Below are 20483 nucleotides of genomic sequence, written 5' to 3' on the forward strand. Positions count from 1 at the left end.
AGCGGCTCAAGGCCAATGAACACGCACACGCAGACCACCCCACTGTGGGCTGCGGTCTATTTGTACCTCTAAGCCGTGCAGTCGGGCAATGCGCTGCACAATCGACCAGCCCAAGCCACTACCACTCTGACCAGTGCCCAGCACCCGGAAAAAACGCTCCCCGAGTCGGTCTATGGCTGCTTGCGTCATGCCAGGGCCGCTGTCTTCGACACACAACTGGATAGAGGCTCCTTGGGTTGTAGCCGTGTGCAGATGCAGGTAAACCTGTGCGCCATCGGGGGTGTAGCGCAGTGCGTTGTCTAATAGATTGCGCAGCAACACACGCGCCAATGGTTCTGCCAGTGGTGCAGGCACGGATGGGGGAATGTCTAGCACGATCTGCTGTTGGCGGGCTTGGGCACTGGGGTGCAGATCGGCTGCCAGGGCGCGTGCTATGTCGGCCAAATCGCAATGTGCCGTGGCCGAAGAGGCTGATTCGGCATCCAAGCGGGCTAACTGCAATAGCTGTTCTACCAGCCGGGTAGCGCGATCACAGCCTTGCACAGTGGCTGCCAGTGCTTGGGCGCGTTCGGTGTCTTGCATCGCTCCTTGGGCCACTTGGGCTTGCATGCGGATGCCTGCAATGGGGGTGCGCAGTTCATGGGCTGCATTGGCCGTGAATTGTTGTTCGGCGGTGAGCAGTTCAGTGGTGCGATCAAACAGGCCGTTGAGTGCTGTCACCAAGGGCAGCACCTCTGGGGGGACGCCAGCGGTAGCCAGTGGTTCTAAGGATTGAGGTTGGCGTGCGGCCACGGCCTGCCCTAATTGACGTAAGGGGCGTACCGAGCCATGCACCGTCCACCAAATGCCCAGCACCAACAACGGTAGCATCAATACCGTGGGCCAGATCATGCTGTACAGGCTGACCATCACGACATCGTTGCGTGTGGATTGCAGCTCTCCCACCTGCAACAATAAATCAGTGTCGTGGCCAGGCGTCACGAAGACGTGCCATGATTCTCCATCGGCTTGGCTGTCGGCAAACCCCCGTGTCTTGCGCTGGGTGAGGGGTTCGCGGGGGGCATTGGCAGAATGGGCCAGTAATTTGCCTTTGTGCCATACCTGAAACACAACACGCTGCTGGTACTTGTGCAGATCGGGGGCCAGATTGAGGTCTTCGTCTTCCAACTCATCGAGTGGCTGCATCAACAACAGAGCGGCTGTTTGTACCAGATGGGCATCGAGCAGTTCACTGACCTCATGGCGGGCGTCATACCAAGTCATGATGGCCGCCAGCCCCCAGGCAGTAGCCACCAGTGCCAGCACCGTGGACAGCAGTCGCCTTTGCAAGGAGCGTGGTGCCGGTGGCATTGTCGTCTGGGGGGCGCTCATGCTGGAGTGCGTGCAATGCGGTAGCCCACGCCCCGCACAGTCTCAATCAGGCCGGCACCCAGTTTGCGCCGCAGGTGGTAGATATGCACTTCTACCGCATTGCTGTTGATTTCGTTGCCCCATTGATACAGGTGCTGTTCCAATTGTTCACGGTTGAGCACGCGGCCAGCATTGAGCAACAGGGCATGCAACAGGTCGTATTCGCGCTGGGATAAATCGACCAGCACCCCCTCGCACCAGACTTGATGGGCCGCAGAATCGAGCTCCACCGTGCCTGCACACAGCCGGTTGGCGCTTTGGCCGTGGGCGCGGCGCACCAAGGCACGCAGTCGGGCAGCCAGTTCGTGCAGGTCTACGGGCTTGATCAGGTAGTCATCTGCTCCAGCATCTAAGCCCGCGATGCGGGCGCTGACGGCATCGCGCGCAGTCAGCACCAACACAGGGGTGGCTACCCGGCGGGTGCGCAGTTGCTGTAATACATCCATGCCATCTTGCCGTGGCAGCCCCAGATCCAGCACGCAGGCTTGGTAGGCACCTGTGGACAGTTCGCGCGCAGCCGCGATGCCATCGCGTACCCAGTCCACTTGGAATCCATGTTGTGTCAGTCCGGCACGGATGCCCGAGCCCAGTAATTCATCGTCTTCAGCCAGCAGGATACGCATCAGGAGGGGTCTTTCGCTCAGTCGTCATGGTGGTTGGATACAGAGTTTTGGCCCCACGGCTCTGTGGGGGTGTTTGTGCTTTGGGGGGCTGCGCTTTGCCATTGCCAGCCCCAGAACGCCAACACGCAGGCCAAAATCAGCAAGGCCAGCAGACCGTAGTTTTTCTTGGCAATGTCTGGCCCACGTCCTGGCACACGGCCTGTGAGCATGGGCAAGGCTTGATTTTTGCGTTGCACCATGCTCCACAGTCCAATCAAGCCAATATGCACCAACACCACCAGCAGCATGGCGTTGCCTACCCATTCATGTATTTCTTCCAGCCACTCGCCCCCCCATTCGTCCCAGACGGCATAGCCGCTCAGGCTCAAAGGCAGCACCAGTGCCAGCATAAGCAGCATAGCCAAGCCCATGAGCAGATTGCGCCCAGGGCGGCCCAGAGCTTGTAACGCCACCAAAGAACGCACTGCTACCAGTGAGCGCAGCCAAGCAGGCAATCCGCGCACCCGGCTCCACAGACCCGACAGTCGTACTGGGCGTGGCCCCATGAGCCCCCAAAGCAAGCGTGCCAACACGATGCCTGCCAGCGTATAGCCCAAGGTGACGTGTACCAAGCGCCAGCGTTCGCTGTCGGCACTGAGGTATGCGCCGGTAAAGCACAGTGCCATCAGCCAGTGCAGCATGCGTGTCGTGGCATCGACTACGCGGCGCATCGTGGGAGGGCTGGCAGTGGAGGCCGTGTCCAATGGACGGGTATGAACAGTGTGGGCGGTCATGATCGGCCTCACTGGGGGATGCGAACGTTGTCGTCGTCAAAATCGCCCCGATCTGCGCGCGTGTGGCAGGCCATGCAGTTGGCCCGACTGCCCACAGAGGGGCGTTTCCAGACAGTGGGTTGTATGTCGCTGTGCTTGCGTTCAAACCAGGCCGATTGGGTGAGGCGGTCTTGTGGTGGTTCTTCGCGCACCCGTTTGTAGGTGCCAGCGTTACCTTGTAACCAGGCGCTGATTTGGCGCACCGTGGCTGGGTCTAGCGAGGCATCGGTGCCGTAGTGTCGATCCAGCCCCTGCATGATCCGGCCCCAAGAGGGTGCAGGCAACAAGCCCGGCGGATAGGCCATGTGGCAAGCGGCGCATTCTTGCTGGTAGGCAGGCAACATGGCGCTGGCCGCCATCATGGGGCGGTCGGCCCATGCGGCAGACAAGGTGCCACAACTCCACAACAGTACAGCCCAGCGCCTACCTCCAACCAAACCCCATAGAACAGCTAAAACAGACATGACACGCCTTTCTTAAGGTTTGAGCTGCACCAGCCAAGCCAGCACATCGGCTTTTTCTGTAGCGGTGCATTCGCGGCTCAATACATCTTTGCAATTGCGCCGGAACCATTTGTCGGCTTTGGCGGCATCGGTGAAGCGTTCGGGGTTGAATGCAGGGGCCAGCGGTGCAACGGTTTTGCCCGTACTGGCATGGCGTGCCGGGGTGGTGGGTAACTGGCCGTGGCAAGAAGCGCAAGACCACTCGCCACCGTGGCGACTGTTAAAGAACAGGCGCCCACGTTCTGCATTGGGCACCGTGGTTGCTTCAGCACTCCAACGCTGCAACTGGGCTTGGGCGCTGGTATCGCCTGCATAAGCCCAAGGCAAATGGAAGGTCAGTGCCAGTAGTGCTGCCCACAGCCCACGGGATGGATGAAAAGTACGCATGCCGTGATGGTGCGACACCGGCCTGAAGAAAGTCTTAAACGTGTGTCTCTTTGCAAAGACAAAAGCCCACAGCTTTTGCAAGCTGTGGGCTTGGTGCGCAAAGCTGGCGCTGTTGGCGCCAGCTGGGCTGGGTTTACATACCCATGCCGCCCATGCCACCCATACCGCCCATGCCACCCATATCAGGGGCACCAGCAGTCTCGGCCTTGGGGGTCTCGGCGACCATGCACTCGGTGGTCAACATCAGACTGGCCACGGAAGCGGCGTTTTGCAGCGCGGTGCGGGTCACCTTGGTGGGGTCCAGAATACCCATTTCGATCATGTCGCCATAGGTGTCGTTGGCGGCGTTGAAGCCGTAGTTGCCAGCACCAGCCAAGATGGCGTTAACCACCACCGAAGGCTCGCCACCGGCGTTGGCCACGATTTCGCGCAGGGGCGCTTCGATGGCCTTGAGCACCAAGGCAATGCCGTGGTCTTGGTCGGTGTTGTCACCCTTGATGGCGCCAGCAGCTTGGCGGGCGCGCAGCAGAGCCACACCACCACCGGCCACAATGCCTTCTTCCACGGCAGCGCGGGTAGCGTGCAGGGCGTCTTCGACGCGGGCCTTCTTTTCCTTCATTTCGACTTCGGTGGCAGCGCCGACCTTGATCACGGCCACACCGCCAGCCAACTTGGCCACGCGCTCTTGCAGCTTTTCGCGGTCGTAGTCGGAGGTGGCTTCTTCGATTTGCACGCGGATTTGCTTGACGCGGGCTTCGATGTCAGCAGCAGCGCCGTGGCCGTCGATGATGATGGTGTTTTCTTTGCCCACTTCGATGGTCTTGGCTTGGCCCAGATCGGCCAGCGTAACCTTTTCCAAAGTCAGGCCCACTTCTTCAGCGATAACCTTGCCGCCAGTCAGGATGGCGATGTCTTCCAACATGGCCTTGCGACGGTCGCCAAAGCCAGGAGCCTTCACGGCCACCACCTTCAGGATGCCACGGATGGTGTTGACCACCAATGTTGCCAGAGCTTCGCCTTCGACGTCTTCAGCCACGATCAGCAGCGGACGGCCAGCCTTAGCCACTTGCTCCAGCGTAGGCAGCAGGTCGCGGATGTTGCTGATCTTCTTGTCGAACAGCAGCACGAAGGGGTTGTCCAGGATCGCGGCTTGCTTTTCGGGGTTGTTGATGAAGTAGGGCGACAGGTAGCCACGGTCAAACTGCATACCTTCAACGACATCGAGTTCGTTTTGCAGGCTCTTGCCGTCTTCTACGGTGATCACGCCTTCTTTGCCTACTTTGTCCATGGCATTGGCAATGATTTCGCCGATGCTGGTGTCAGAGTTGGCGGAAATGGAGCCGACTTGGGCAATTTCTTTGGAAGTGGTGGTGGGCTTGGAAGCCTTCTTCAGCTCGGCGATCAGGACTTCTACAGCCTTGTCGATACCGCGCTTCAGGTCCATGGGGTTCATGCCAGCGGCCACATACTTCATGCCTTCGCGCACGATGGCTTGGGCCAGCACGGTAGCGGTGGTAGTACCGTCACCAGCGTTGTCAGAGGTCTTGGAAGCCACTTCCTTGACCATCTGGGCGCCCATGTTTTGCAGCTTGTCTTTGAGTTCGATTTCCTTGGCCACGGACACACCGTCTTTGGTCACGGTGGGGGCGCCAAAGGAACGCTCCAGCACCACGTTGCGGCCCTTGGGGCCGAGTGTCACTTTAACGGCGTTGGCCAGGACGTTGACGCCTTCGACCATGCGGGCGCGGGCTTCACCACCAAAAACTACGTCTTTTGCTGCCATGTGTATTTCTCCAGAATTCTAAAAACAGGGGTCAGTGCTGAAAGTGCTTAGGCTTCAACGACGGCAAAGAGGTCGTCTTCCTTCATCACCAGCAGTTCATTGCCATCGACCTTGACGGTCTGGCCGCTGTATTTGCCAAACAGCACGCGATCACCCACCTTGACGTTCAGCGCAATCAGCTCGCCCTTGTCATTCTTCTTGCCGGGGCCAACGGCCAGCACTTCGCCTTGGTCAGGCTTTTCTGCGGCGTTGTCGGGGATATAGATGCCGGAGGCAGTCTTGGTTTCGCTTTCGATGCGCTTGACGATGACACGGTCGTGCAGAGGGCGAAGGTTCATGGATCTATCTCCTGAAGGGGTCAAAAAAATGCTTTATCAATTGAGGGTCTGTGTTTGCAGACACGTAGCCAATCTTCCGCTGACAGGGTGTTGTTAGCACTCTTGTCAGACGAGTGCTAATGATAAGGGCTTTTTGCGGGCTTTCAAGAGGGGGCTGTGTATGGGGGGTGCCTTAACATCGTGCCTTGCGTATGGAAATAACAAGGCACAGCCCTCAATAACAAGCCAATACCATGCTGATCTCTTCTTTTTCTCTGCACCAATCGGTGTTTGAGCATCTGCCCGATGCGGTTTACCTGATTGATCCACAAACCTCCAACATTCTGGACTGCAATGCAGCAGCCCTGCACCAAGTAGGGCTGCCCCGCGACGAGGTGGTGCAGCATTCGGTGCTGAGTCTGCAAAAAGATGTGATTGGCATTGAGCAGTGGGCCAGCATTGCGCAGGCGGTTCGGGAGGCACAGGGACAGTTTGTTTTTATTGGCCGCCATCGCCATCGCAGTGGGGCCGAGGTGCCGGTAGAGGTAACGACCAGTGCCTTTATGCACCAAGGCTGCGAATATTTTGTGTCGGTAGCGCGGGACATTGGCCGCCGTCTGGCGCTGGAGCAAGACCTGAACGACCGCGATGTGCAGTTGCGCTATGCCCTGACCGAGGCATCTGATGGCCTGTGGGACTGGAATCTGCTCAACAACGAAGTGTTTTTTAGCCCTCAACTCAAGCGTATGCTGGGTTATGGCCCCCATGAGATGAAGCCCACGCTAGAGACTTGGGCCACCAATGTCCACCCCGACGATGCCAGCCGTGTACGCCGGGCGCTGCAAGAACACATCAAAGGCTTGCGTGAGCGTTATGAGGCTGAATACCGGCTGCGCAACCGCAACGGCCATTACCTGTGGGTGCATGACCGGGGGCGTGTTTGTGAGCGTGACGCCCAAGGCCAACCTATTAGGGTGGTGGGTATGGTGCAGAACATCACCGACCGTAAACATGCCGAGCAAGCCCTGCAAATGCAGGCATCACACGATGCCTTGACCGGGCTGCTCAATCGTCGCGAATGTGAGCGTATCTTGCAGCAGCAATTGCAGCGATGCCAGCAGCAGAACTTGCCCTTGGGGTTGTGTTTGTTTGACCTAGACCATTTCAAGGACATCAACGACCGTTTTGGTCATCAGACGGGAGATTTGGTGTTGCGCAAAGTGGCCCACGAGATTCAGGCGCATGTGCGGGCCGCAGACTATTTGTTTCGCTGGGGGGGGGAGGAGTTTCTCTTGGTCAGTGCTGGTGCGCCCTGTGGGCATGTGCTCCACTGTGCCCAGCGGTTGCGGGCGCGGTTGGCGGAGCTGGATTGGCCCGAAGTGCCTGGACTCCACGGCATCAGTTGCAGCTTTGGTGTGGCTATGTTTCCAGAACATGGGCAGCAGGCCGATGATTTGTTCTTGGCCGCAGATTCGGCGCTGTACCGTGCCAAGGCCCAAGGGCGCAACCGGGTAGAGCTTGCCGTGATGGCCTAAAGCGGGGCTGTGGGCAAACTGCTGGTCAGGCCCAAAAAGTGGTCGAGCATGTGAAAGTGGTCTTCAAAAAACTCGGCCTCTAGTGCTGCTAATTGGTTCATCGGTACCCATTGCACCTGTGCCGCATCGTCACCCGCCTGTACGGTGGGCAGTGGCTGTGCGCCCAAATCGAAATAATGGGTATGGGTGAGGGTGCGCCCGCGTTGGCTGCGGTCTGGGTGGTCAAACACACTGACTTGGCGCAGGGCGGCGCGCAAGGTGTCTTCTGGCACATGGCAGTGGGTCTCTTCGGCCAGCTCGCGTAGGCAAGATTGCCAGAGGGTGTCGCGTGGCTCCAAAAAACCGCCGGGCAGGGCCAGTTGCCCCACACCGGGGGCATGGCCTCGGCGAATCAGCAAGACATGTTGCTGGCAGCACAGCAGGGCATCGACTGTGACAAACACTGGCGCATAGGGCGCACTGGCCCAAGCGGCTCGGTATTGGCGTAGCATTTGCCATTCTTGTTGCAGCAGCAGGTAGTCTTTGCTTTGTGCAAAGCGGTGCAGTTGTGCCAAGGTGGTGGCGGGCATCTGGTCGGCCAGTGGTGCCAAGGCGGCCAAGACGGCCCCGCTGCCTGCCCCAAAATAGGCATCGCGGATGGCGGTGGCATCAACGGTGCCGTGGCGGGGCACATCGAGCAACGCCCAACCCGGAAAACTGCGCAGGTAGTTGCTGCTGGCGTCTTTAAAGTGGCCCACCAAGGCAATGCGGGCACCGGCAGGCACACGTGCCGCCACTTCTTGGCGTACGCTGGCCACCCAGCGGGCCTCGTTGTAATAGTCACGCACCGCCACGCATTGCACCCGCGCTTGGTCGGTGGTGGGCAGGGCTTGGCGCAGCATCTCGGCGCGCTCTTGCCAGGTGAAAGGGTTTTTGGGTGAGCGCGGCTGCCAGGCTGAGCCCAGTACCACCACGACATTGTTGGCCTGGGCTAAGGCGTGTTGCAACAGGGCGATATGGCCGCTGTGAACTGGCTCAAAGCGCCCAATATAAATGGCGGTGTCGTACATCATGGGTAGGTTCCTTCAGCGGTGTGCGCTGCAATGGGCATTTGTCGCCCGCTGCCAAAAGCACGGGCGCGTACCCGCACAATGGGTGGGGCTTGGCGGCGTTTATATTCGTTGCGCGCCACCATCTGGCGCACGCGCTGCACCAACGCCCGCCCCACCGGGTCTTGCTGGAGTTGCTGCACCAACGCGTGTGCGCTGGCGTATTCGGCAGTGGCAAGGCGTTCGCCTTCAATCAGCAGTTTGAGCACTTCGTCCAGCACGGGGTAGGGGGGGAGGCTGTCCTCATCTTTTTGGTGTGGAGCGAGTTCTGCCGAAGGGGCTTTGTCGATGATGGCTTGCGGGATCAGTGCCTGCCCGGCCTGAACATTGAGGTGCTGGGCCAGCGCAAACACTTCGGTTTTGTACAAGTCGCCAATCAGCCCCAGCCCGCCGTTGGTGTCGCCGTACAGGGTGCAATAGCCTACCGAGATTTCTGATTTGTTGCCAGTGGTCAGGAGCAGGTGACCAAAGGTGTTGGAGTATTCCATGAGCACGGTGCCCCGGATGCGGGCTTGTACGTTTTCCAGTGCCAAGCCGCGCAAAGGGGTGCCAAAGCTGGCGGCAAACTGCTGGGTGTAACTGGCAACCAAATCCACAATGGGATGAATATGCAGCACGATGCCCAAGTGGCGACAGAGCTGTACGGAGTCCTGCACCGAGCCGCTGCTCGAAAACACCGAGGGCATGGTCACTGCCACCACATTGTCTGCCCCCAAGGCCTCCACGGCCAACGCCAGCGTCAGGGCGCTGTCAATGCCGCCAGAGCTGCCCACCACGGCTTGGGTAAAGCCGCAGCGGCGTGCATAGTCTCGCAGGCACAGCACAATTTGCCGGTGGTAAAAATCGGGGTTGGAGATGTCTTGGGCCGGTACGGGGGAGGGGGGCTGGCCTTGGGCAGTGAAAAAATGCCCATGCTGGAATTGCAGGGTGCAAATGTCTTCGGTAAACCGCTGGGCCTCAAAGACGATGCCGCCTGCCGGTTCTACGGCAAAGGAGGCGCCGTCGTACACCAGTTGGTCGTGGCCGCCAATTTGGTTGACATACAGAATGGGCAGGCAGTGGCGGCGCGCAGCATCGGTAAAAATTTGCTGGCGTTGCCCACGTTTACCAATATGGCTAGGGCTGGCGTTGATGCTGACCACCAAATCAGGCGCAGCATCGGCCAGCGTTTGAAAGGGGTTGGTGGCGTAATCGGTGCCGTGGTCGTTCCAGCCGTCTTCGCAAATCAAAAAACCCACCCGTGTGCTGCCAATGTGCAGCACTTGGGCCACGTTGGGGCCGCGTTCAAAGTGGCGGCGCTCGTCAAAGATGTTGTAGGTGGGCAGCAGTTGTTTGGCATAGTGCAGGCACACTTGGCCGTTTTGCAGCACCAGCAGGCTGTTGTGCAGGCGTTTGCCGGGGCCGTGGGCCGGGGTGGGCGTGCCCACCACCCAATACAGCGCAGGCCATTGTTGCGAGGCTTGCAGCAACGCTGCCAGCCCGGCCTTGATGCGCTGCAAAAATGCAGGCTCATCGAGCAAATCGCCGGGGTAATAGCCGCACAGCGCCAGTTCTGAAAACACGACCAATGCAGACTGTGCAGCGGCGGCTTGCTGGGCAACTGCCACCATCCGTTGCACATTGCCCTCGATGTCGCCCACGGTCAGATTGAGCTGGGCTATGGTGATGCGAAGCATGGCCTTATCCTAGGGTTGAAGTGAAGAGGTGACGGCAAACACTTGGCGTAGATAGGCTAAAAAGGTTGGATCGTCGCACAGCGTTTTGCCAGGGCTGTCGGAGAGTTTGGCTACGGGTTGGCCGTTGGCGTGGGTGAGCTTCATGACGATGTTGAGTGCAGGCAGTCCCATATCGTTGGTCAAATGCGTGCCAATGCCAAAACCCAATTGGGTGCGGTTGCCAAAGTGGTGGTACAGCTCCAAGGCGTGGCCGATGTCCAGCCCGTCCGAGAACACCAAACGTTTGGTGTGGGCGTCGATGCGCAGACGCTGGTAGTGGGCCAAGGCTTTTTCGCCCCACACGATGGCATCGCCCGAATCGTGGCGCAGGCCATCAAACAACTTGGCAAAGTAGAGATCAAAATCGGCCAAGAAGGCGTCCATGCCCACGGTATCGGTGAGGGCAATGCCCAAGTCGCCCCGGTATTCTTGCACCCAGTCTTCCAGCGCCGCTTTTTGAAAATCGCGCAGGCGCACGCCCAAGGCTTGGTAGGTTTGTAGGTATTCATGGGCCATGGTGCCAATGGGCACCAGCCCCAAGTCGCGCGCCAGCAAAACGTTGGACGTGCCTTTAAACCACTGCCCCGTTTGGGTAGCCAAGGCGTGCACCACTTCGCGCTGCCATGCACCGCAGTAGCGACGGCGCACGCCAAAATCAAACAGCTCGAACGGGTGGGCCATCGCGGCTTCACCGGCCAGTGCTTGTAATTGGCCGATTTTTTGGTGCAGGCGCGCGCGTCCTTGGGCCAGGGCGGTGGTGGCATCAAAACGGCGAAAGTACAGCTCGTTGACGATGGACAGCACAAAAATCTCAAAGGCCATCACATGGACTTGCGGCCCCCGCGCCACGATGCGCAAGGCTTCGCCTTCGGCGTGGGCGTGAATAAAGGCGCGCTGAAACTGAAAGATACGCAAAAAATCGACAAAGTCTGAGCGAATAAAGCGCAGCCCGGCCAAGTAATCCAAATCTGCCGGGGTAAAGCGCAGACGGCACAGCTGGTCTAGCTCGGCATTGACTTCATCCAGCAAGTCGGCCAACGGGTATTGCGGGGTGTTGCGGCAGACAAAGTGGTACTCGGCTTGCGTTTGTGGGTGCCGGTGCAGCATGGTCTGCCACATGGTGAACTTGTACAGATCGGTATCGAGCAAGCTGGTGATGATGGGCTGCATGGCAGTGGCTCCGGTGATGGTGGATGGCGATGGGTTCACAACGGTCAGAGCCTGATCTGGCTTGAACAGGCCAATTGCACGCCGCGCGCTTGCATCTCTGCCAAAAATGCCGTGTGCTGGGCCTCAAAGCCCGTGACTGGGCTCATGCAGTCGGTCAGTAACACGATGCGTTCGGGGCGCTGGCGGGGCAGATGTTGCACCAAATGCTCGGTGGTAGCGCGCACACAGTGGCTGCTGGCCTCGCCTGCCACCAACAGCACTTGGGCGCTGTCCAAGGCGGCCAGCAGGTGGGTGTTGAGTTGCGTGTGGGCGTCGGTGGCGTCGGGCACCTCGGCTTGCAGGGCGCTGTAGTGCTCGGTGGCGGGGTTCATCCCCTTCAAAATATGGGTCACAGCACGTTGGTGCTGTATTTGCCAAGCGCCACACGCCGCTGCCACGCTGGCATGGATGTTATGCCCCCAGTGGCCGATTTCGCAATGCACCGGCCACACCATGTGGGTGTAGCGGCCTTGCTGCTCAAGCGCGTCCAAATAGGCCAATACATCCGGCAAGCTGTTGGCATGGCGTGGGCGATAAGTACCAGCCCGCACTTGGCTGGCCGTGATGGGTGTGAACGGCGCGACCTCAGCGCCTTGTGCATTGCACCAAAAATTGGGGTGGGCTATGTCGTGGCGCTGGTGTGTATCGAGCGTGATGGTGATGGCGTCTATGGCCGCCCCTTGTGTGCTGATCCAGGCAGCTAGGCGCTGCATATCGGCATGGGCACCTGCCACAGGCAGTGCGGGGGCAAGGCGCGCCCCGGTCAGGGGATGGGGGGGCTGCCATGCGGTGGGTAGATCACAAAAATCGTTTTGTGGATCGATCACCAAAAGCTGTACGGGGTGGGCCATTGCGTTCTCCTTGGGGGGTGCTATCAGTGTAATTTAGTTAGATTAAATTTGCAACTAACTAAGGAAGGCCATGCCCCAGTGATACGCTTGTTGCTTCCAACACAAGACCGATTGAATATGCCTTCTACCGAACAGCGCCATGTCATTTGCACTGTGGATGTGGTGCTGCTGACCTTGCTGCACGGAACCTTGCATGTGGCTCTGCTGCCGCGTGACAAGGCGCCGTTTGCGGGTGTGTTGGCGCTGCCGGGGGGGTATGTCCATGCCCAAGAAGATGCCGGGACGCAGGCCAGTGCCGCCCGCGTGCTTCAGAGCAAAGCTGGATTGGTCAGCCCTTATTTAGAGCAGTTGGCTACGTTTTCTGGGCCCATGCGTGACCCGCGAGGCTGGTCGGTATCGGTGGCCTACTGTGCGTTGGTGCCAGCTTCGGTGCTAGAGCAGTCGCGTGGTTTGCAGTTGCTGCCAGTGCAGGAGGTGCCTGCACTGGCGTTTGACCATGCAGACATTCTTGCCACCGCGCTGGAGCGGGTACGCAGCAAGAGTCTGTATTCATCGCTGCCGGTGCATTTGTGTGCCGAACCCTTCACTTTGCCGCAGTTGCAGGGGGTGTATGAGGCCGTGCTGGGTGAAGCACTGAACAAAGTGAGCTTTCGACGCAAGATGGACGAGCTAGATATGCTCGAAGCCTTGCCCGGTCAATTGCAAACGGGGGGCGCCCACCGGCCCGCACAGTTGTACCGTGTGCGGGCGGCGTTTCGTCAGCAGTTGTCTTTGAGTGTGCGGGGGTTGTAACGCAACGCCCAATGATGCCTGCTAACGCAGGCCTCAGCCTTTCAGGCCTGCTGCATTGCGCAGCAGTTGGGCCTTGTCTGTGCGCTCCCATGTGAACTCGGGTTCTTCGCGGCCAAAGTGGCCGTAGGCGGCGGTTTTTTCGTAGATGGGGCGCAACAAATCCAGCATCTGGATGATGCCCTTGGGGCGCAGGTCAAAGTGCTGGTTGACCAGTGCGGCAATTTGATCATCGGGGATGACGCCAGTGCCTTCGGTATACACCGTGACGTTCATCGGGTGGGCCACGCCAATCGCATAGGCCACCTGAATTTGGCACTGCTTAGCCAAGCCTGCGGCCACGATGTTTTTAGCCACGTAGCGTGCAGCATAGGCTGCCGAGCGGTCTACCTTGGTGGGGTCTTTGCCAGAGAAGGCACCGCCGCCGTGGGGGCAGGCACCGCCATAGGTGTCCACAATGATCTTGCGCCCGGTCAGGCCGCAATCACCTTGGGGGCCACCAATCACGAAGCGCCCGGTGGGGTTGATCAGGTATTTGGTGTCTTGCAGCCACTCTTTGGGTAGCACAGGCTTGATGATTTCTTCAATCACCGCTTCAATGAAGCTGGCCTTCATCTTGTGCTGGTTTTCGCTTTGGTCGGGGTGGTGCTGGGTAGACAGCACCACGGTGTCAATGCTGTGCGGCTTGCCATCGACATAGCGCATGGTGACTTGGCTCTTGGCGTCGGGGCGCAAAAACGGCAGGCGGCCATCCTTGCGCAGTTGCGCTTGGCGCTCTACTAGGCGGTGCGCATAGTAGATGGGGGCGGGCATCAGCTCGGGTGTTTCGTCGCAGGCGTAGCCAAACATCAGGCCTTGATCGCCTGCGCCGGTGTTGAGGTGGTCATCACTGGCATGATCGACCCCTTGGGCAATGTCGTTGGATTGTTTGTCGTAGGCGACCAATACGGCACAGCCCTTGTAGTCAATGCCATAGTCGGTGTTGTCGTAGCCGATGCGTTTGATGGTGTCGCGGGCTACTTGGATGTAATCGACATGCGCATTGGTGGTGATTTCACCGGCCAGCACGACCAAGCCGGTGTTGGTGAGCGTTTCGGCCGCCACCCGCGAACGCGGGTCTTCTTTGAAGATGGCGTCCAAAATTGCGTCAGAGATCTGATCGGCCACTTTATCGGGGTGGCCTTCCGAGACGGATTCGGAGGTGAAAAGAAAATCGTTCGCCATTTGAATAAACTCCTGTAGTTCAGCACTTGGGCGTTGCGCCCACCCGAAACGAGTTTTGGCGAACGCTTTAGCAGATGTGTTTAACGTCGCCCTGCAAGTTGCTCTTTTAACTCAGCGACCCCGCCATCTTAATGCCTGTTGCTTTCCGAATTTTTTCCACCTTGCCACTGTGGTTGTTGCACGCCTTGGGGGCGCTGCTGGGTTGGTTGGCCTTTCTGGCCTCGCCCATCTACCGCCGCCGCCTGATTGAGAATGCCGCCTTGGCGGGTTACCGCTTTGCCCAAGTGCGCGCTGGCGTAGCCCATGCGGGGCGTATGGTGGCCGAATTACCCCGGCTGTGGCTGGGTGCGCCACCGCCTTGCCGTTTGGTGGGGGAGGCCTGTGTGGAGCAGGCCTATGCCAAGGGGCGTGGCATCGTCTATCTGACGCCGCATTTGGGCTGCTTTGAGCTGTCGGCCCAAGCCGCGGCGCGGCGCTGGAGTGCCGAGCATGGCCCCATCACCGTGCTGTATCGTCCCGCGCGCCAGCCTTGGCTAGCCAAGGTGATGGAGACAGCCCGCAACCGCCCCGGTATGCAGGCGGTGCCCACCACGCTGGCCGGGGTGCGCCAGATGATCAAGGCCTTGCGCCGGGGTGAAGCAGTGGGGCTGCTGCCCGACCAAGTTCCGCCCGAAGGCCAAGGCCATTGGGCACCAATGTTTGGCCGCGAGGCCTACACCATGACGCTGGCGGCCCGGTTGGCTTTGCAAACAGGGGCCACTGTGGTGCTGGTGCGTTGCGAGCGCCTGTCTTGGGGGCGGGGCTTTGTCGTTTTTTTTGAACCTTTACCGGTGCCGCTGGATGCGCACTTAGAGACTGCCGTGCTGCAAATCAACCAAGCCATGGAACATGTGATCCGCCAATGTCCGCAGCAATATCTGTGGGGTTATGGACGCTATAAGCAACCGCGTGCCGAAACCCCTACACCAGGAGCACCCACATGAGCGCGCGCTGGGGGGTATGGTTGATGCGCCAGGTGTTGGCACGGCTGCCACTGCCTGTGCTGCGGGGGCTGGGCTGGCTTATTGGGCGCTTGCTGTTTGTGCTGGCACGGCCCCGGCGCAAGGTGACGCTGCGCAATCTGGAGCTGTGTTTTCCGCAGGCCAGTGCTGCACAGCGCAAGGCTTGGGCGCAAGAGTGCTTTGTGGTGTTTTGCCAAACTTGGTTGGATCGCAGTTGGCTGTGGGCTGCGCCGCGCGAGGTGGTGCAGGCCAGGGTGCAGTTGCAGGGGGCTTTGCACGAGTTGGAAGGGGATACACCCACCATCATTTTTGCGCCGCATTTTTACGGTATGGACGCGGGCGGGCTGGCCCTGCCTTTGCACACCAGCCGCGCTTTTACCTCGATTTTCTCTACCCACCCCAATCCTGCTGTAGATGCGTGGTTTATGCAAGGGCGACAGCGTTTTGGGGATGTGCGCATGCTCAATCGTGCCGATGGCGTGAAGCCCATCATTGCGAATCTGCGTCAAGGGGGGTTGCTCTATTTGCTGTCAGATATGGATTTTGGCCCGAGTGAGTCTATTTTTGTGCCGTTTTATGGGGTACAGACAGCCACTGTGCCGTCGCTGTCGCGCTTTGCCCGGCTGGGGCGGGCCAAGGTAGTGGGGATGGTGACGCGTCTGACGTCCACGGGCTATGTGGCCGAGATCACCCCAGCTTGGGAGCATTTTCCCAGTGGCGATGTTGAGGCCGATACGGCCCGCATGAACCAAGAATTGCAGCACTATATCGACCCAATGCCAGGCCAGTATTACTGGGTTCACAAACGCTTCAAAACCCGGCCAGTGGGGGAGCCGTCTGTGTATTGAGGGGGTGTGGTGGTCTGATTCGGGGCCATGTTTGTCGCTTTGTGGTGAGGCTCAGCGGCTGGGGTGGGCTGCTCCAAGGTCACTGCCCAAGAGGCGCAGCGCCAGCCCCAGAAAAACCAGCCCGGCCAGCCTATCCAGCCAGAGGTGGGCGCGTGCATGGCGTTGCAGCAGGGCGCCAAAGCGGCCTGAAAAGCAGGCAATGGCACCAAATACCAACAAGGTTGCCAGCATGAATACCAGTCCTAGCAGCAAAATCTGGGGGGCAATGTGGCCTTGGGCCGGATTGGCAAATTGGGGCAAAAAGGCCAGAAAAAATACCAATACTTTGGGGTTGCTCAAGTTCATGACCAGCCCGCGCCCGACCATACGGGCCAAGGCCGCGTGGTCGGGCGTGGCCGTGTTGTGGTGGACGCTGGCTCCCGCAGGGGCATTGGAAGGGCGTGGTCTGAGTGCTTGCCATGCCAGCCAGCAAAGGTAGGCGGCACCACACCATTGCAACAGCGTAAAGGCCAGTGGCATGGTGCTCAGCATAGCGGCCAACCCAAGCGCAACGGCGCTTGTATGCACTATCAGCCCCAAACACAAGCCTACTACTACGGCCATCCCTGCATAGGCACCACGCTGGATGGACTGCACCAGCACAAACAGGTTGTCTGGCCCCGGTGTGAGGGCCAGCAACAGAGAGACACCAAAGAAACTGACCAAGGTTTGTAATGTAGGCATGGCAAGTGCGCTAGGAGGCGTGAAGCAGGGGGCGCTATGGTAGCGGTGGGCGCAGTGGGCGTTGACAGCCTGGGCCTGCAAAAGGGGGGCTGTCTTGCACCCAGCCGGGGCCGGGGGCGGTTTGTGCACAGACCTTTTGGGGGGATGTGGCGTGGCTCCAGTAGTACCACGGGGCTGGGGCTGCCCTGAGGGAGGAGCAGGCCAGCAACAGAGCGCCCAGTAGCATGGGTGGGCTGGTCAGACGGGGCATGGTGGTGGTGGGGCGGTGATGATCCAGCCTTCCAGTGGGTCGAGGGTGGCAGGTAGGCCATAGAGGGCATCGCCCGCGGCATGGCGGGTACTGGCCCAAGCAGCTTGCAATAAGCAGAGTACGGCGTCAAGGCGGTCGCCACTGCCGTCTGCCAACAGGGTGGCACGCTGTTCGGGTGTCAGTTGTAGGCACAGGCCGAGCCGGGTGTGGCCTTGCTCCAATGCCGTGAGGAGTTCAGCTCTGGCTTGTTGGCGCGCGGGAGTTTGTTGGATGGGGTTGTCGCTTTTGTAACTGCGCCTGCCCAGTACCTCGCGGGCCAGTAGGCCGGGGTAGCCCTCTAGTGCCACCCGTTGCGGGTGGCCGGTGTGCAGACCGGGGAGATGCCAGCGGGCTGCCAGTAGGTATGGCAGCCCAGCGTGCAGCATATAGGCCACAGGGGGATTGACCCATTTCATGCTGGGGCTGGAGCCTGCCGGGCCATCGGTGGCACGGTGGGCCAGTTTGCTGCCTGCCGGGCGCGCGGCACAAAAGGCAGCAAAGGTGTCTCGGATGTGTGCCCGCGTGAGGGATTGGTAATGGGCAATGCAATCGTGCCATTGCAATGGCCAACCCAGCGTCTGTACCAGCTCGCGTGGCAAGCCAAAAGGCAGGTCAAAGGCACCAATCCAGTGCTGGTCAGGGGGCAGGGGTTGTGCCAGCCACTGGCCCCAGGCATCTAAGCTGTGAAAGTATTGTAGGCCCGTCAGTTGCACCTGGCCTGCTATGGCTTGGCCTTGGGCCACAACAATGGGTTTGCGTTGGCTAGGGCTGCTGGAGAAGTCACAGCCCAGCAAGTGAGGGGCAGATGGCGCTATGCGTTGCGACCCCTGTGCTGTGGCGGGGGCGGTGACACGGGTTGCCATAGTGGTGGCATGGCCGATCAGGTGCGACCTATGATGGAGGCCGTAGCCATCAGCTCTTCGAGCAGAGCCAGCGAGACCCTGCCGGAGACGGCGTAAGGGTCAAGCTCGGCGCGTTCGGAGTATTTGAGCAGCGTAGAGTGGTTGATTTTGGAGAGATTGACCTGCCCCATCCTCCAGCACCCGAAGCGACGTTCGGCAATTTCTTCGTAGTGCAGCAGTTCTACTTGGCGGTGGCGGGGATCGCGCAGGATTTGACCATAGAGGGCATTGACGGCGGAGCGCCCGCCTTCAATGGCTTGCAGAAAAATGCCATCGCCATAGCACAACACCCCGGTGATGCCGTTGCCAGGATTGTGTTCCCGCGATTGCGCCAAGATGGTTTCAATCGCTTTGGGGGAGGTGTCGGCCACGCGGCTGACATAGAGCAAGCGCACCAGCATGGATCAGTTCTTTCGGGGTAGCAGAGACAGGAATTCGCGCCGCAGAGCCGAGTCTTTAAGAAACACACCACGCATGACGGAGTTGATCATTTTGCTGTCCATTTCGCGCACACCGCGCCAAGACATGCAAAAGTGGCTGGCCTCCATGACCACGGCCAGGCCATCGGGCTGCGTCTTTTCCATGATGAGGTCTGCCAGTTGGATGATGGCTTCTTCCTGAATCTGTGGGCGGTTCATGATCCAGTCCACCAGACGGGCATACTTGGACAGGCCAATCACGTTGGTTTGCTCATTGGGCATGATGCCGATCCAGATTTTGCCTATCACTGGGCAAAAGTGGTGACTGCATGCGCTGCGCACCGTCAGCGGGCCCACAATCATCAGTTCATTGAGGTGTTCGGCGTTGGGAAACTCGGTGATGGTGGGCTGTGTGACGTAGCGGCCCTTGAACACTTCGAGCAGGTACATCTTGGCCACCCGCCGGGCCGTGTTGTGGGTGTTGTGGTCGTTGTGGGTGTCGATGACCAGGCTGTCGAGCACGCCTTGCATCTTGGCCTCGACTTCATCGAGCAACAGTTCCAGTTCGCCAGGTTGCAGGAACTCGGCAATATTGTCGTTGGCATGGAAACGCTTGCGCGCAGACGCGATGCGCTCGCGGATCTTGACGGAGACTGGCAAGCCTTCGTCGGAGGTTTCTGGTGTCATGTCGGCGGCCAATGGTCTGTAAATGCTGCCATCGTACCAGTGAAGCGACAACCGCAAAATGCAGGGGACTTTGTGTTCTCTGCCTTATGCAATCAATGGTATTAGCTATTGTAAAGATAGCATATATGATTTGTTTGCATTGCAGCTCAGTAATTTTTCCCGTTAAGCCAGAGTGCTACCCGCACCAGGGCAAAGGCAATGCGATCGAGCCATCGCACGCGCCAGGGGCGTTGGGCATAGGTTTCAGGGTGCAAGAGCTGCCCAGCGTGCTGCATGGCATCGACCAGTCGTTGGCGCAGAGCCAGCGCAAAGTCACTATCTTCCAGCACTACATTGGCCTCGCGGGCCAGCAGCAGGCTCAGGGGGTCTAGATTGGAAGAGCCCACGGTAGCCCACGGATGGGCACTGGCTGCATCAATCACCGCCACTTTGGCGTGCAGAAAGCTGGGCTCATATTCGTGGATTTCTACACCGGCTGCCAGCAGGGTGCCATACACAGGCCGGGCGGCGTGGTATTGCAAAAAGTATTCATACCGGCCTTGCAACAGCAGTTGCACTCGCACACCGCGCCGTGCCGCCAGCACCAGCGCCCGGCGCAGTTTGCGCCCTGGCAGAAAGTAGGCATTGGCAATGATGATCTCTTCCCGTGCAGCGCCAATCGCCCGCAGGTACGCTTTTTCGATGCGAGCACGGTGGCGCACGTTGTCGCGCAGCAGCAGGCTGGCCCGCGGACGCTGGCCGCTGCTGGTGGTGGCGCGGTGCCGTGCCGCTTGGGCGGCACGCAGGGCACGCACCGCCGCAGGCAACTGGTAATGGCGTATGTTGCGCACGGCCACCATGCGTTGCCACAGCCGCTCCATGGTGTCGCTGGCCTGCACTACCAGATGGCCCGTGATCTGCACAGCAAAATCAAACCGAGGTGCCTTTAGCGCCCCGTGATTGGGGTCATGAAAATCATCCAGCACATTGATGCCACCGCAAAACAGCGTTCGCCCATCCACCACACACAGTTTGCGGTGCAGTCTGCGCCAGCGGCTCGGCAGCAACCAGCCCCACAGACCCAGTGGTGCATACACCAGACAGCGCACGCCAGCGGCCCGAAAGCGCAATCGCCACGGCGTGGGCAGCCGCCCCGTGCCCACGCCATCCACGACCACCCGCACATGCACCCCGCGCTGTGCCGCGCGCACCAGCGCCTCGGCAACGGTGGCTCCGGTGCCCGTGAAGTCAAACAAATAGGTCTCAAACTGCACATCGGTATGGGCAGCATCCAAGGCAGCAATCAGTGCTGGAAAAAACTCTCCAGCTCCCTGTAGCAGCACGATCTGTGGGTCATGGTCCCAATCCACCTCACTCACCTGCATCTGC

General features: G+C 59.6%; 22 protein-coding genes. 4 read left to right on the forward strand and 18 right to left on the reverse strand.

Annotated features, from left to right (window positions below; translation table 11 throughout):
* Positions 1-6: 6 nt before the first annotated feature.
* The 7 genes from ACFO6X_RS02185 to groES all read right to left on the reverse strand — a co-directional run bounded on the left by ACFO6X_RS02185 (position 7) and on the right by groES (position 5856).
* On the reverse strand, positions 7-1371 hold the full coding sequence (locus ACFO6X_RS02185) for an ATP-binding protein (RefSeq protein WP_382429598.1): 1365 nt from the start codon (positions 1369-1371) through the stop codon (positions 7-9).
* Positions 1368-2033 carry a response regulator gene (locus ACFO6X_RS02190; protein WP_382429600.1) on the reverse strand — a complete coding sequence of 222 codons (666 nt, stop codon included), beginning with the start codon at positions 2031-2033 and terminating at the stop codon, positions 1368-1370. Before ACFO6X_RS02190 ends, ACFO6X_RS02185 begins: the two co-directional genes overlap by 4 nt.
* 17 nt (positions 2034-2050) lie before the next feature.
* Positions 2051-2806: a cytochrome b/b6 domain-containing protein gene (locus ACFO6X_RS02195; RefSeq protein WP_382429602.1), complete on the reverse strand. Its 756-nt coding sequence runs from the start codon at positions 2804-2806 to the stop codon at positions 2051-2053.
* 8 nt (positions 2807-2814) lie between these two features.
* A complete protein-coding gene (locus tag ACFO6X_RS02200; RefSeq protein ID WP_382429604.1) occupies positions 2815-3234 on the reverse strand; it encodes a diheme cytochrome c in 420 nt (139 codons plus the stop codon).
* 87 nt (positions 3235-3321) lie between these two features.
* Positions 3322-3735, reverse strand: coding sequence for a DUF1924 domain-containing protein (locus ACFO6X_RS02205; RefSeq protein WP_382429606.1), 414 nt, complete (start codon positions 3733-3735; stop codon positions 3322-3324).
* Between the two features lie 133 nt (positions 3736-3868).
* The gene (groL, locus tag ACFO6X_RS02210; RefSeq protein WP_382429608.1) at positions 3869-5518 is read right to left on the reverse strand and encodes a chaperonin GroEL; all 1650 of its coding nucleotides are present in this window, start codon (positions 5516-5518) and stop codon (positions 3869-3871) included.
* A 47-nt stretch (positions 5519-5565) separates the two neighbouring features.
* Positions 5566-5856 (reverse strand): co-chaperone GroES, encoded by a 291-nt coding sequence (gene groES, locus ACFO6X_RS02215; RefSeq protein ID WP_382429610.1) that lies wholly within the window; start codon positions 5854-5856, stop codon positions 5566-5568.
* Between the two features lie 233 nt (positions 5857-6089).
* Between groES and ACFO6X_RS02220 the strand changes: the two genes are divergently transcribed.
* Positions 6090-7370 carry a sensor domain-containing diguanylate cyclase gene (locus ACFO6X_RS02220; protein ID WP_382429612.1) on the forward strand — a complete coding sequence of 427 codons (1281 nt, stop codon included), beginning with the start codon at positions 6090-6092 and terminating at the stop codon, positions 7368-7370.
* On the opposite strand, the gene ACFO6X_RS02225 is transcribed toward ACFO6X_RS02220, so the two are convergent.
* Genes ACFO6X_RS02225 through ACFO6X_RS02240 form a run of 4 tightly spaced genes read right to left on the reverse strand, consistent with a single transcriptional unit; the run spans position 7367 to position 12233 of the window.
* Entirely contained in the window at positions 7367-8419 is a 1053-nt protein-coding gene (locus tag ACFO6X_RS02225; RefSeq protein WP_382429787.1) for a bifunctional nicotinamide-nucleotide adenylyltransferase/Nudix hydroxylase, read from the reverse strand. The two genes, ACFO6X_RS02220 and ACFO6X_RS02225, sit on opposite strands and share 4 nt — an antisense overlap.
* Positions 8419-10134: an NAD+ synthase gene (locus tag ACFO6X_RS02230; protein ID WP_382429614.1), complete on the reverse strand. Its 1716-nt coding sequence runs from the start codon at positions 10132-10134 to the stop codon at positions 8419-8421. Before ACFO6X_RS02230 ends, ACFO6X_RS02225 begins: the two co-directional genes overlap by 1 nt.
* 9 nt (positions 10135-10143) lie before the next feature.
* Positions 10144-11343, reverse strand: coding sequence for a nicotinate phosphoribosyltransferase (pncB, locus tag ACFO6X_RS02235; RefSeq protein ID WP_382429789.1), 1200 nt, complete (start codon positions 11341-11343; stop codon positions 10144-10146).
* A gap of 44 nt (positions 11344-11387) precedes the next feature.
* Entirely contained in the window at positions 11388-12233 is an 846-nt protein-coding gene (locus ACFO6X_RS02240; protein WP_382429616.1) for a cysteine hydrolase family protein, read from the reverse strand.
* 117 nt (positions 12234-12350) lie between these two features.
* On the opposite strand from ACFO6X_RS02240, the gene ACFO6X_RS02245 reads away from it, so the two are divergent.
* A complete protein-coding gene (locus tag ACFO6X_RS02245) occupies positions 12351-13025 on the forward strand; it encodes an NUDIX hydrolase (RefSeq protein ID WP_382429618.1) in 675 nt (224 codons plus the stop codon).
* Between the two features lie 33 nt (positions 13026-13058).
* Here the strand turns inward: ACFO6X_RS02245 and metK are convergent, their stop codons facing one another.
* The gene (gene metK, locus ACFO6X_RS02250) at positions 13059-14246 is read right to left on the reverse strand and encodes a methionine adenosyltransferase (RefSeq protein ID WP_382429620.1); all 1188 of its coding nucleotides are present in this window, start codon (positions 14244-14246) and stop codon (positions 13059-13061) included.
* Between the two features lie 131 nt (positions 14247-14377).
* Here metK and ACFO6X_RS02255 point away from each other — a divergent pair, with 131 nt between their 5' ends.
* A complete protein-coding gene (locus ACFO6X_RS02255; RefSeq protein WP_382429622.1) occupies positions 14378-15229 on the forward strand; it encodes a lysophospholipid acyltransferase family protein in 852 nt (283 codons plus the stop codon).
* Positions 15226-16095 carry a lysophospholipid acyltransferase family protein gene (locus tag ACFO6X_RS02260; RefSeq protein WP_382429624.1) on the forward strand — a complete coding sequence of 290 codons (870 nt, stop codon included), beginning with the start codon at positions 15226-15228 and terminating at the stop codon, positions 16093-16095. Before ACFO6X_RS02255 ends, ACFO6X_RS02260 begins: the two co-directional genes overlap by 4 nt.
* A 51-nt stretch (positions 16096-16146) precedes the next feature.
* Here ACFO6X_RS02260 and ACFO6X_RS02265 read toward each other — a convergent pair whose 3' ends face one another.
* The 6 genes from ACFO6X_RS02265 to clsB all read right to left on the reverse strand — a co-directional run bounded on the left by ACFO6X_RS02265 (position 16147) and on the right by clsB (position 20479).
* The gene (locus ACFO6X_RS02265) at positions 16147-16818 is read right to left on the reverse strand and encodes a LysE family translocator (protein WP_382429626.1); all 672 of its coding nucleotides are present in this window, start codon (positions 16816-16818) and stop codon (positions 16147-16149) included.
* 34 nt (positions 16819-16852) lie between these two features.
* Positions 16853-17068, reverse strand: coding sequence for a hypothetical protein (locus tag ACFO6X_RS02270; RefSeq protein ID WP_382429628.1), 216 nt, complete (start codon positions 17066-17068; stop codon positions 16853-16855).
* A complete protein-coding gene (locus ACFO6X_RS02275; RefSeq protein WP_382429630.1) occupies positions 17056-17970 on the reverse strand; it encodes a DUF429 domain-containing protein in 915 nt (304 codons plus the stop codon). The genes ACFO6X_RS02270 and ACFO6X_RS02275 overlap by 13 nt, the downstream gene beginning before the upstream one ends.
* 17 nt (positions 17971-17987) lie before the next feature.
* Positions 17988-18410: a BLUF domain-containing protein gene (locus ACFO6X_RS02280; RefSeq protein WP_382429632.1), complete on the reverse strand. Its 423-nt coding sequence runs from the start codon at positions 18408-18410 to the stop codon at positions 17988-17990.
* A 3-nt stretch (positions 18411-18413) separates the two neighbouring features.
* Positions 18414-19115 carry a GTP cyclohydrolase I gene (folE, locus tag ACFO6X_RS02285; protein WP_382429791.1) on the reverse strand — a complete coding sequence of 234 codons (702 nt, stop codon included), beginning with the start codon at positions 19113-19115 and terminating at the stop codon, positions 18414-18416.
* A gap of 146 nt (positions 19116-19261) precedes the next feature.
* The gene (gene clsB / locus ACFO6X_RS02290) at positions 19262-20479 is read right to left on the reverse strand and encodes a cardiolipin synthase ClsB (RefSeq protein WP_382429634.1); all 1218 of its coding nucleotides are present in this window, start codon (positions 20477-20479) and stop codon (positions 19262-19264) included.
* Positions 20480-20483: the final 4 nt, after the last annotated feature.

The organism is Giesbergeria sinuosa, assembly GCF_042652905.1.
Lineage (GTDB): Bacteria > Pseudomonadota > Gammaproteobacteria > Burkholderiales > Burkholderiaceae_C > Simplicispira > Simplicispira sinuosa.

Excerpts from the sequence above, each read along its gene's own strand:
- ACFO6X_RS02185 (WP_382429598.1), bottom strand. The coding sequence starts at position 1,371 with ATGAGCGCCCCCCAGACGACAATGCCACCGGCACCACGCTCCTTGCAA.
- ACFO6X_RS02270 (WP_382429628.1), bottom strand. The coding sequence starts at position 17,068 with ATGCCCCGTCTGACCAGCCCACCCATGCTACTGGGCGCTCTGTTGCTG.
- groES (WP_382429610.1), bottom strand. The coding sequence starts at position 5,856 with ATGAACCTTCGCCCTCTGCACGACCGTGTCATCGTCAAGCGCATCGAA.
- ACFO6X_RS02230 (WP_382429614.1), bottom strand. The coding sequence starts at position 10,134 with ATGCTTCGCATCACCATAGCCCAGCTCAATCTGACCGTGGGCGACATC.
- ACFO6X_RS02255 (WP_382429622.1), top strand. The coding sequence starts at position 14,378 with ATGCCTGTTGCTTTCCGAATTTTTTCCACCTTGCCACTGTGGTTGTTG.
- ACFO6X_RS02280 (WP_382429632.1), bottom strand. The coding sequence starts at position 18,410 with ATGCTGGTGCGCTTGCTCTATGTCAGCCGCGTGGCCGACACCTCCCCC.
- ACFO6X_RS02195 (WP_382429602.1), bottom strand. The coding sequence starts at position 2,806 with ATGACCGCCCACACTGTTCATACCCGTCCATTGGACACGGCCTCCACT.
- ACFO6X_RS02240 (WP_382429616.1), bottom strand. The coding sequence starts at position 12,233 with ATGGCCCACCCCGTACAGCTTTTGGTGATCGATCCACAAAACGATTTT.
- metK (WP_382429620.1), bottom strand. The coding sequence starts at position 14,246 with ATGGCGAACGATTTTCTTTTCACCTCCGAATCCGTCTCGGAAGGCCAC.
- ACFO6X_RS02265 (WP_382429626.1), bottom strand. The coding sequence starts at position 16,818 with ATGCCTACATTACAAACCTTGGTCAGTTTCTTTGGTGTCTCTCTGTTG.
- ACFO6X_RS02245 (WP_382429618.1), top strand. The coding sequence starts at position 12,351 with ATGCCTTCTACCGAACAGCGCCATGTCATTTGCACTGTGGATGTGGTG.
- ACFO6X_RS02220 (WP_382429612.1), top strand. The coding sequence starts at position 6,090 with ATGCTGATCTCTTCTTTTTCTCTGCACCAATCGGTGTTTGAGCATCTG.
- ACFO6X_RS02205 (WP_382429606.1), bottom strand. The coding sequence starts at position 3,735 with ATGCGTACTTTTCATCCATCCCGTGGGCTGTGGGCAGCACTACTGGCA.
- ACFO6X_RS02190 (WP_382429600.1), bottom strand. The coding sequence starts at position 2,033 with ATGCGTATCCTGCTGGCTGAAGACGATGAATTACTGGGCTCGGGCATC.
- pncB (WP_382429789.1), bottom strand. The coding sequence starts at position 11,343 with ATGCAGCCCATCATCACCAGCTTGCTCGATACCGATCTGTACAAGTTC.
- ACFO6X_RS02275 (WP_382429630.1), bottom strand. The coding sequence starts at position 17,970 with ATGGCAACCCGTGTCACCGCCCCCGCCACAGCACAGGGGTCGCAACGC.
- groL (WP_382429608.1), bottom strand. The coding sequence starts at position 5,518 with ATGGCAGCAAAAGACGTAGTTTTTGGTGGTGAAGCCCGCGCCCGCATG.
- ACFO6X_RS02225 (WP_382429787.1), bottom strand. The coding sequence starts at position 8,419 with ATGTACGACACCGCCATTTATATTGGGCGCTTTGAGCCAGTTCACAGC.
- clsB (WP_382429634.1), bottom strand. The coding sequence starts at position 20,479 with ATGCAGGTGAGTGAGGTGGATTGGGACCATGACCCACAGATCGTGCTG.
- folE (WP_382429791.1), bottom strand. The coding sequence starts at position 19,115 with ATGACACCAGAAACCTCCGACGAAGGCTTGCCAGTCTCCGTCAAGATC.
- ACFO6X_RS02260 (WP_382429624.1), top strand. The coding sequence starts at position 15,226 with ATGAGCGCGCGCTGGGGGGTATGGTTGATGCGCCAGGTGTTGGCACGG.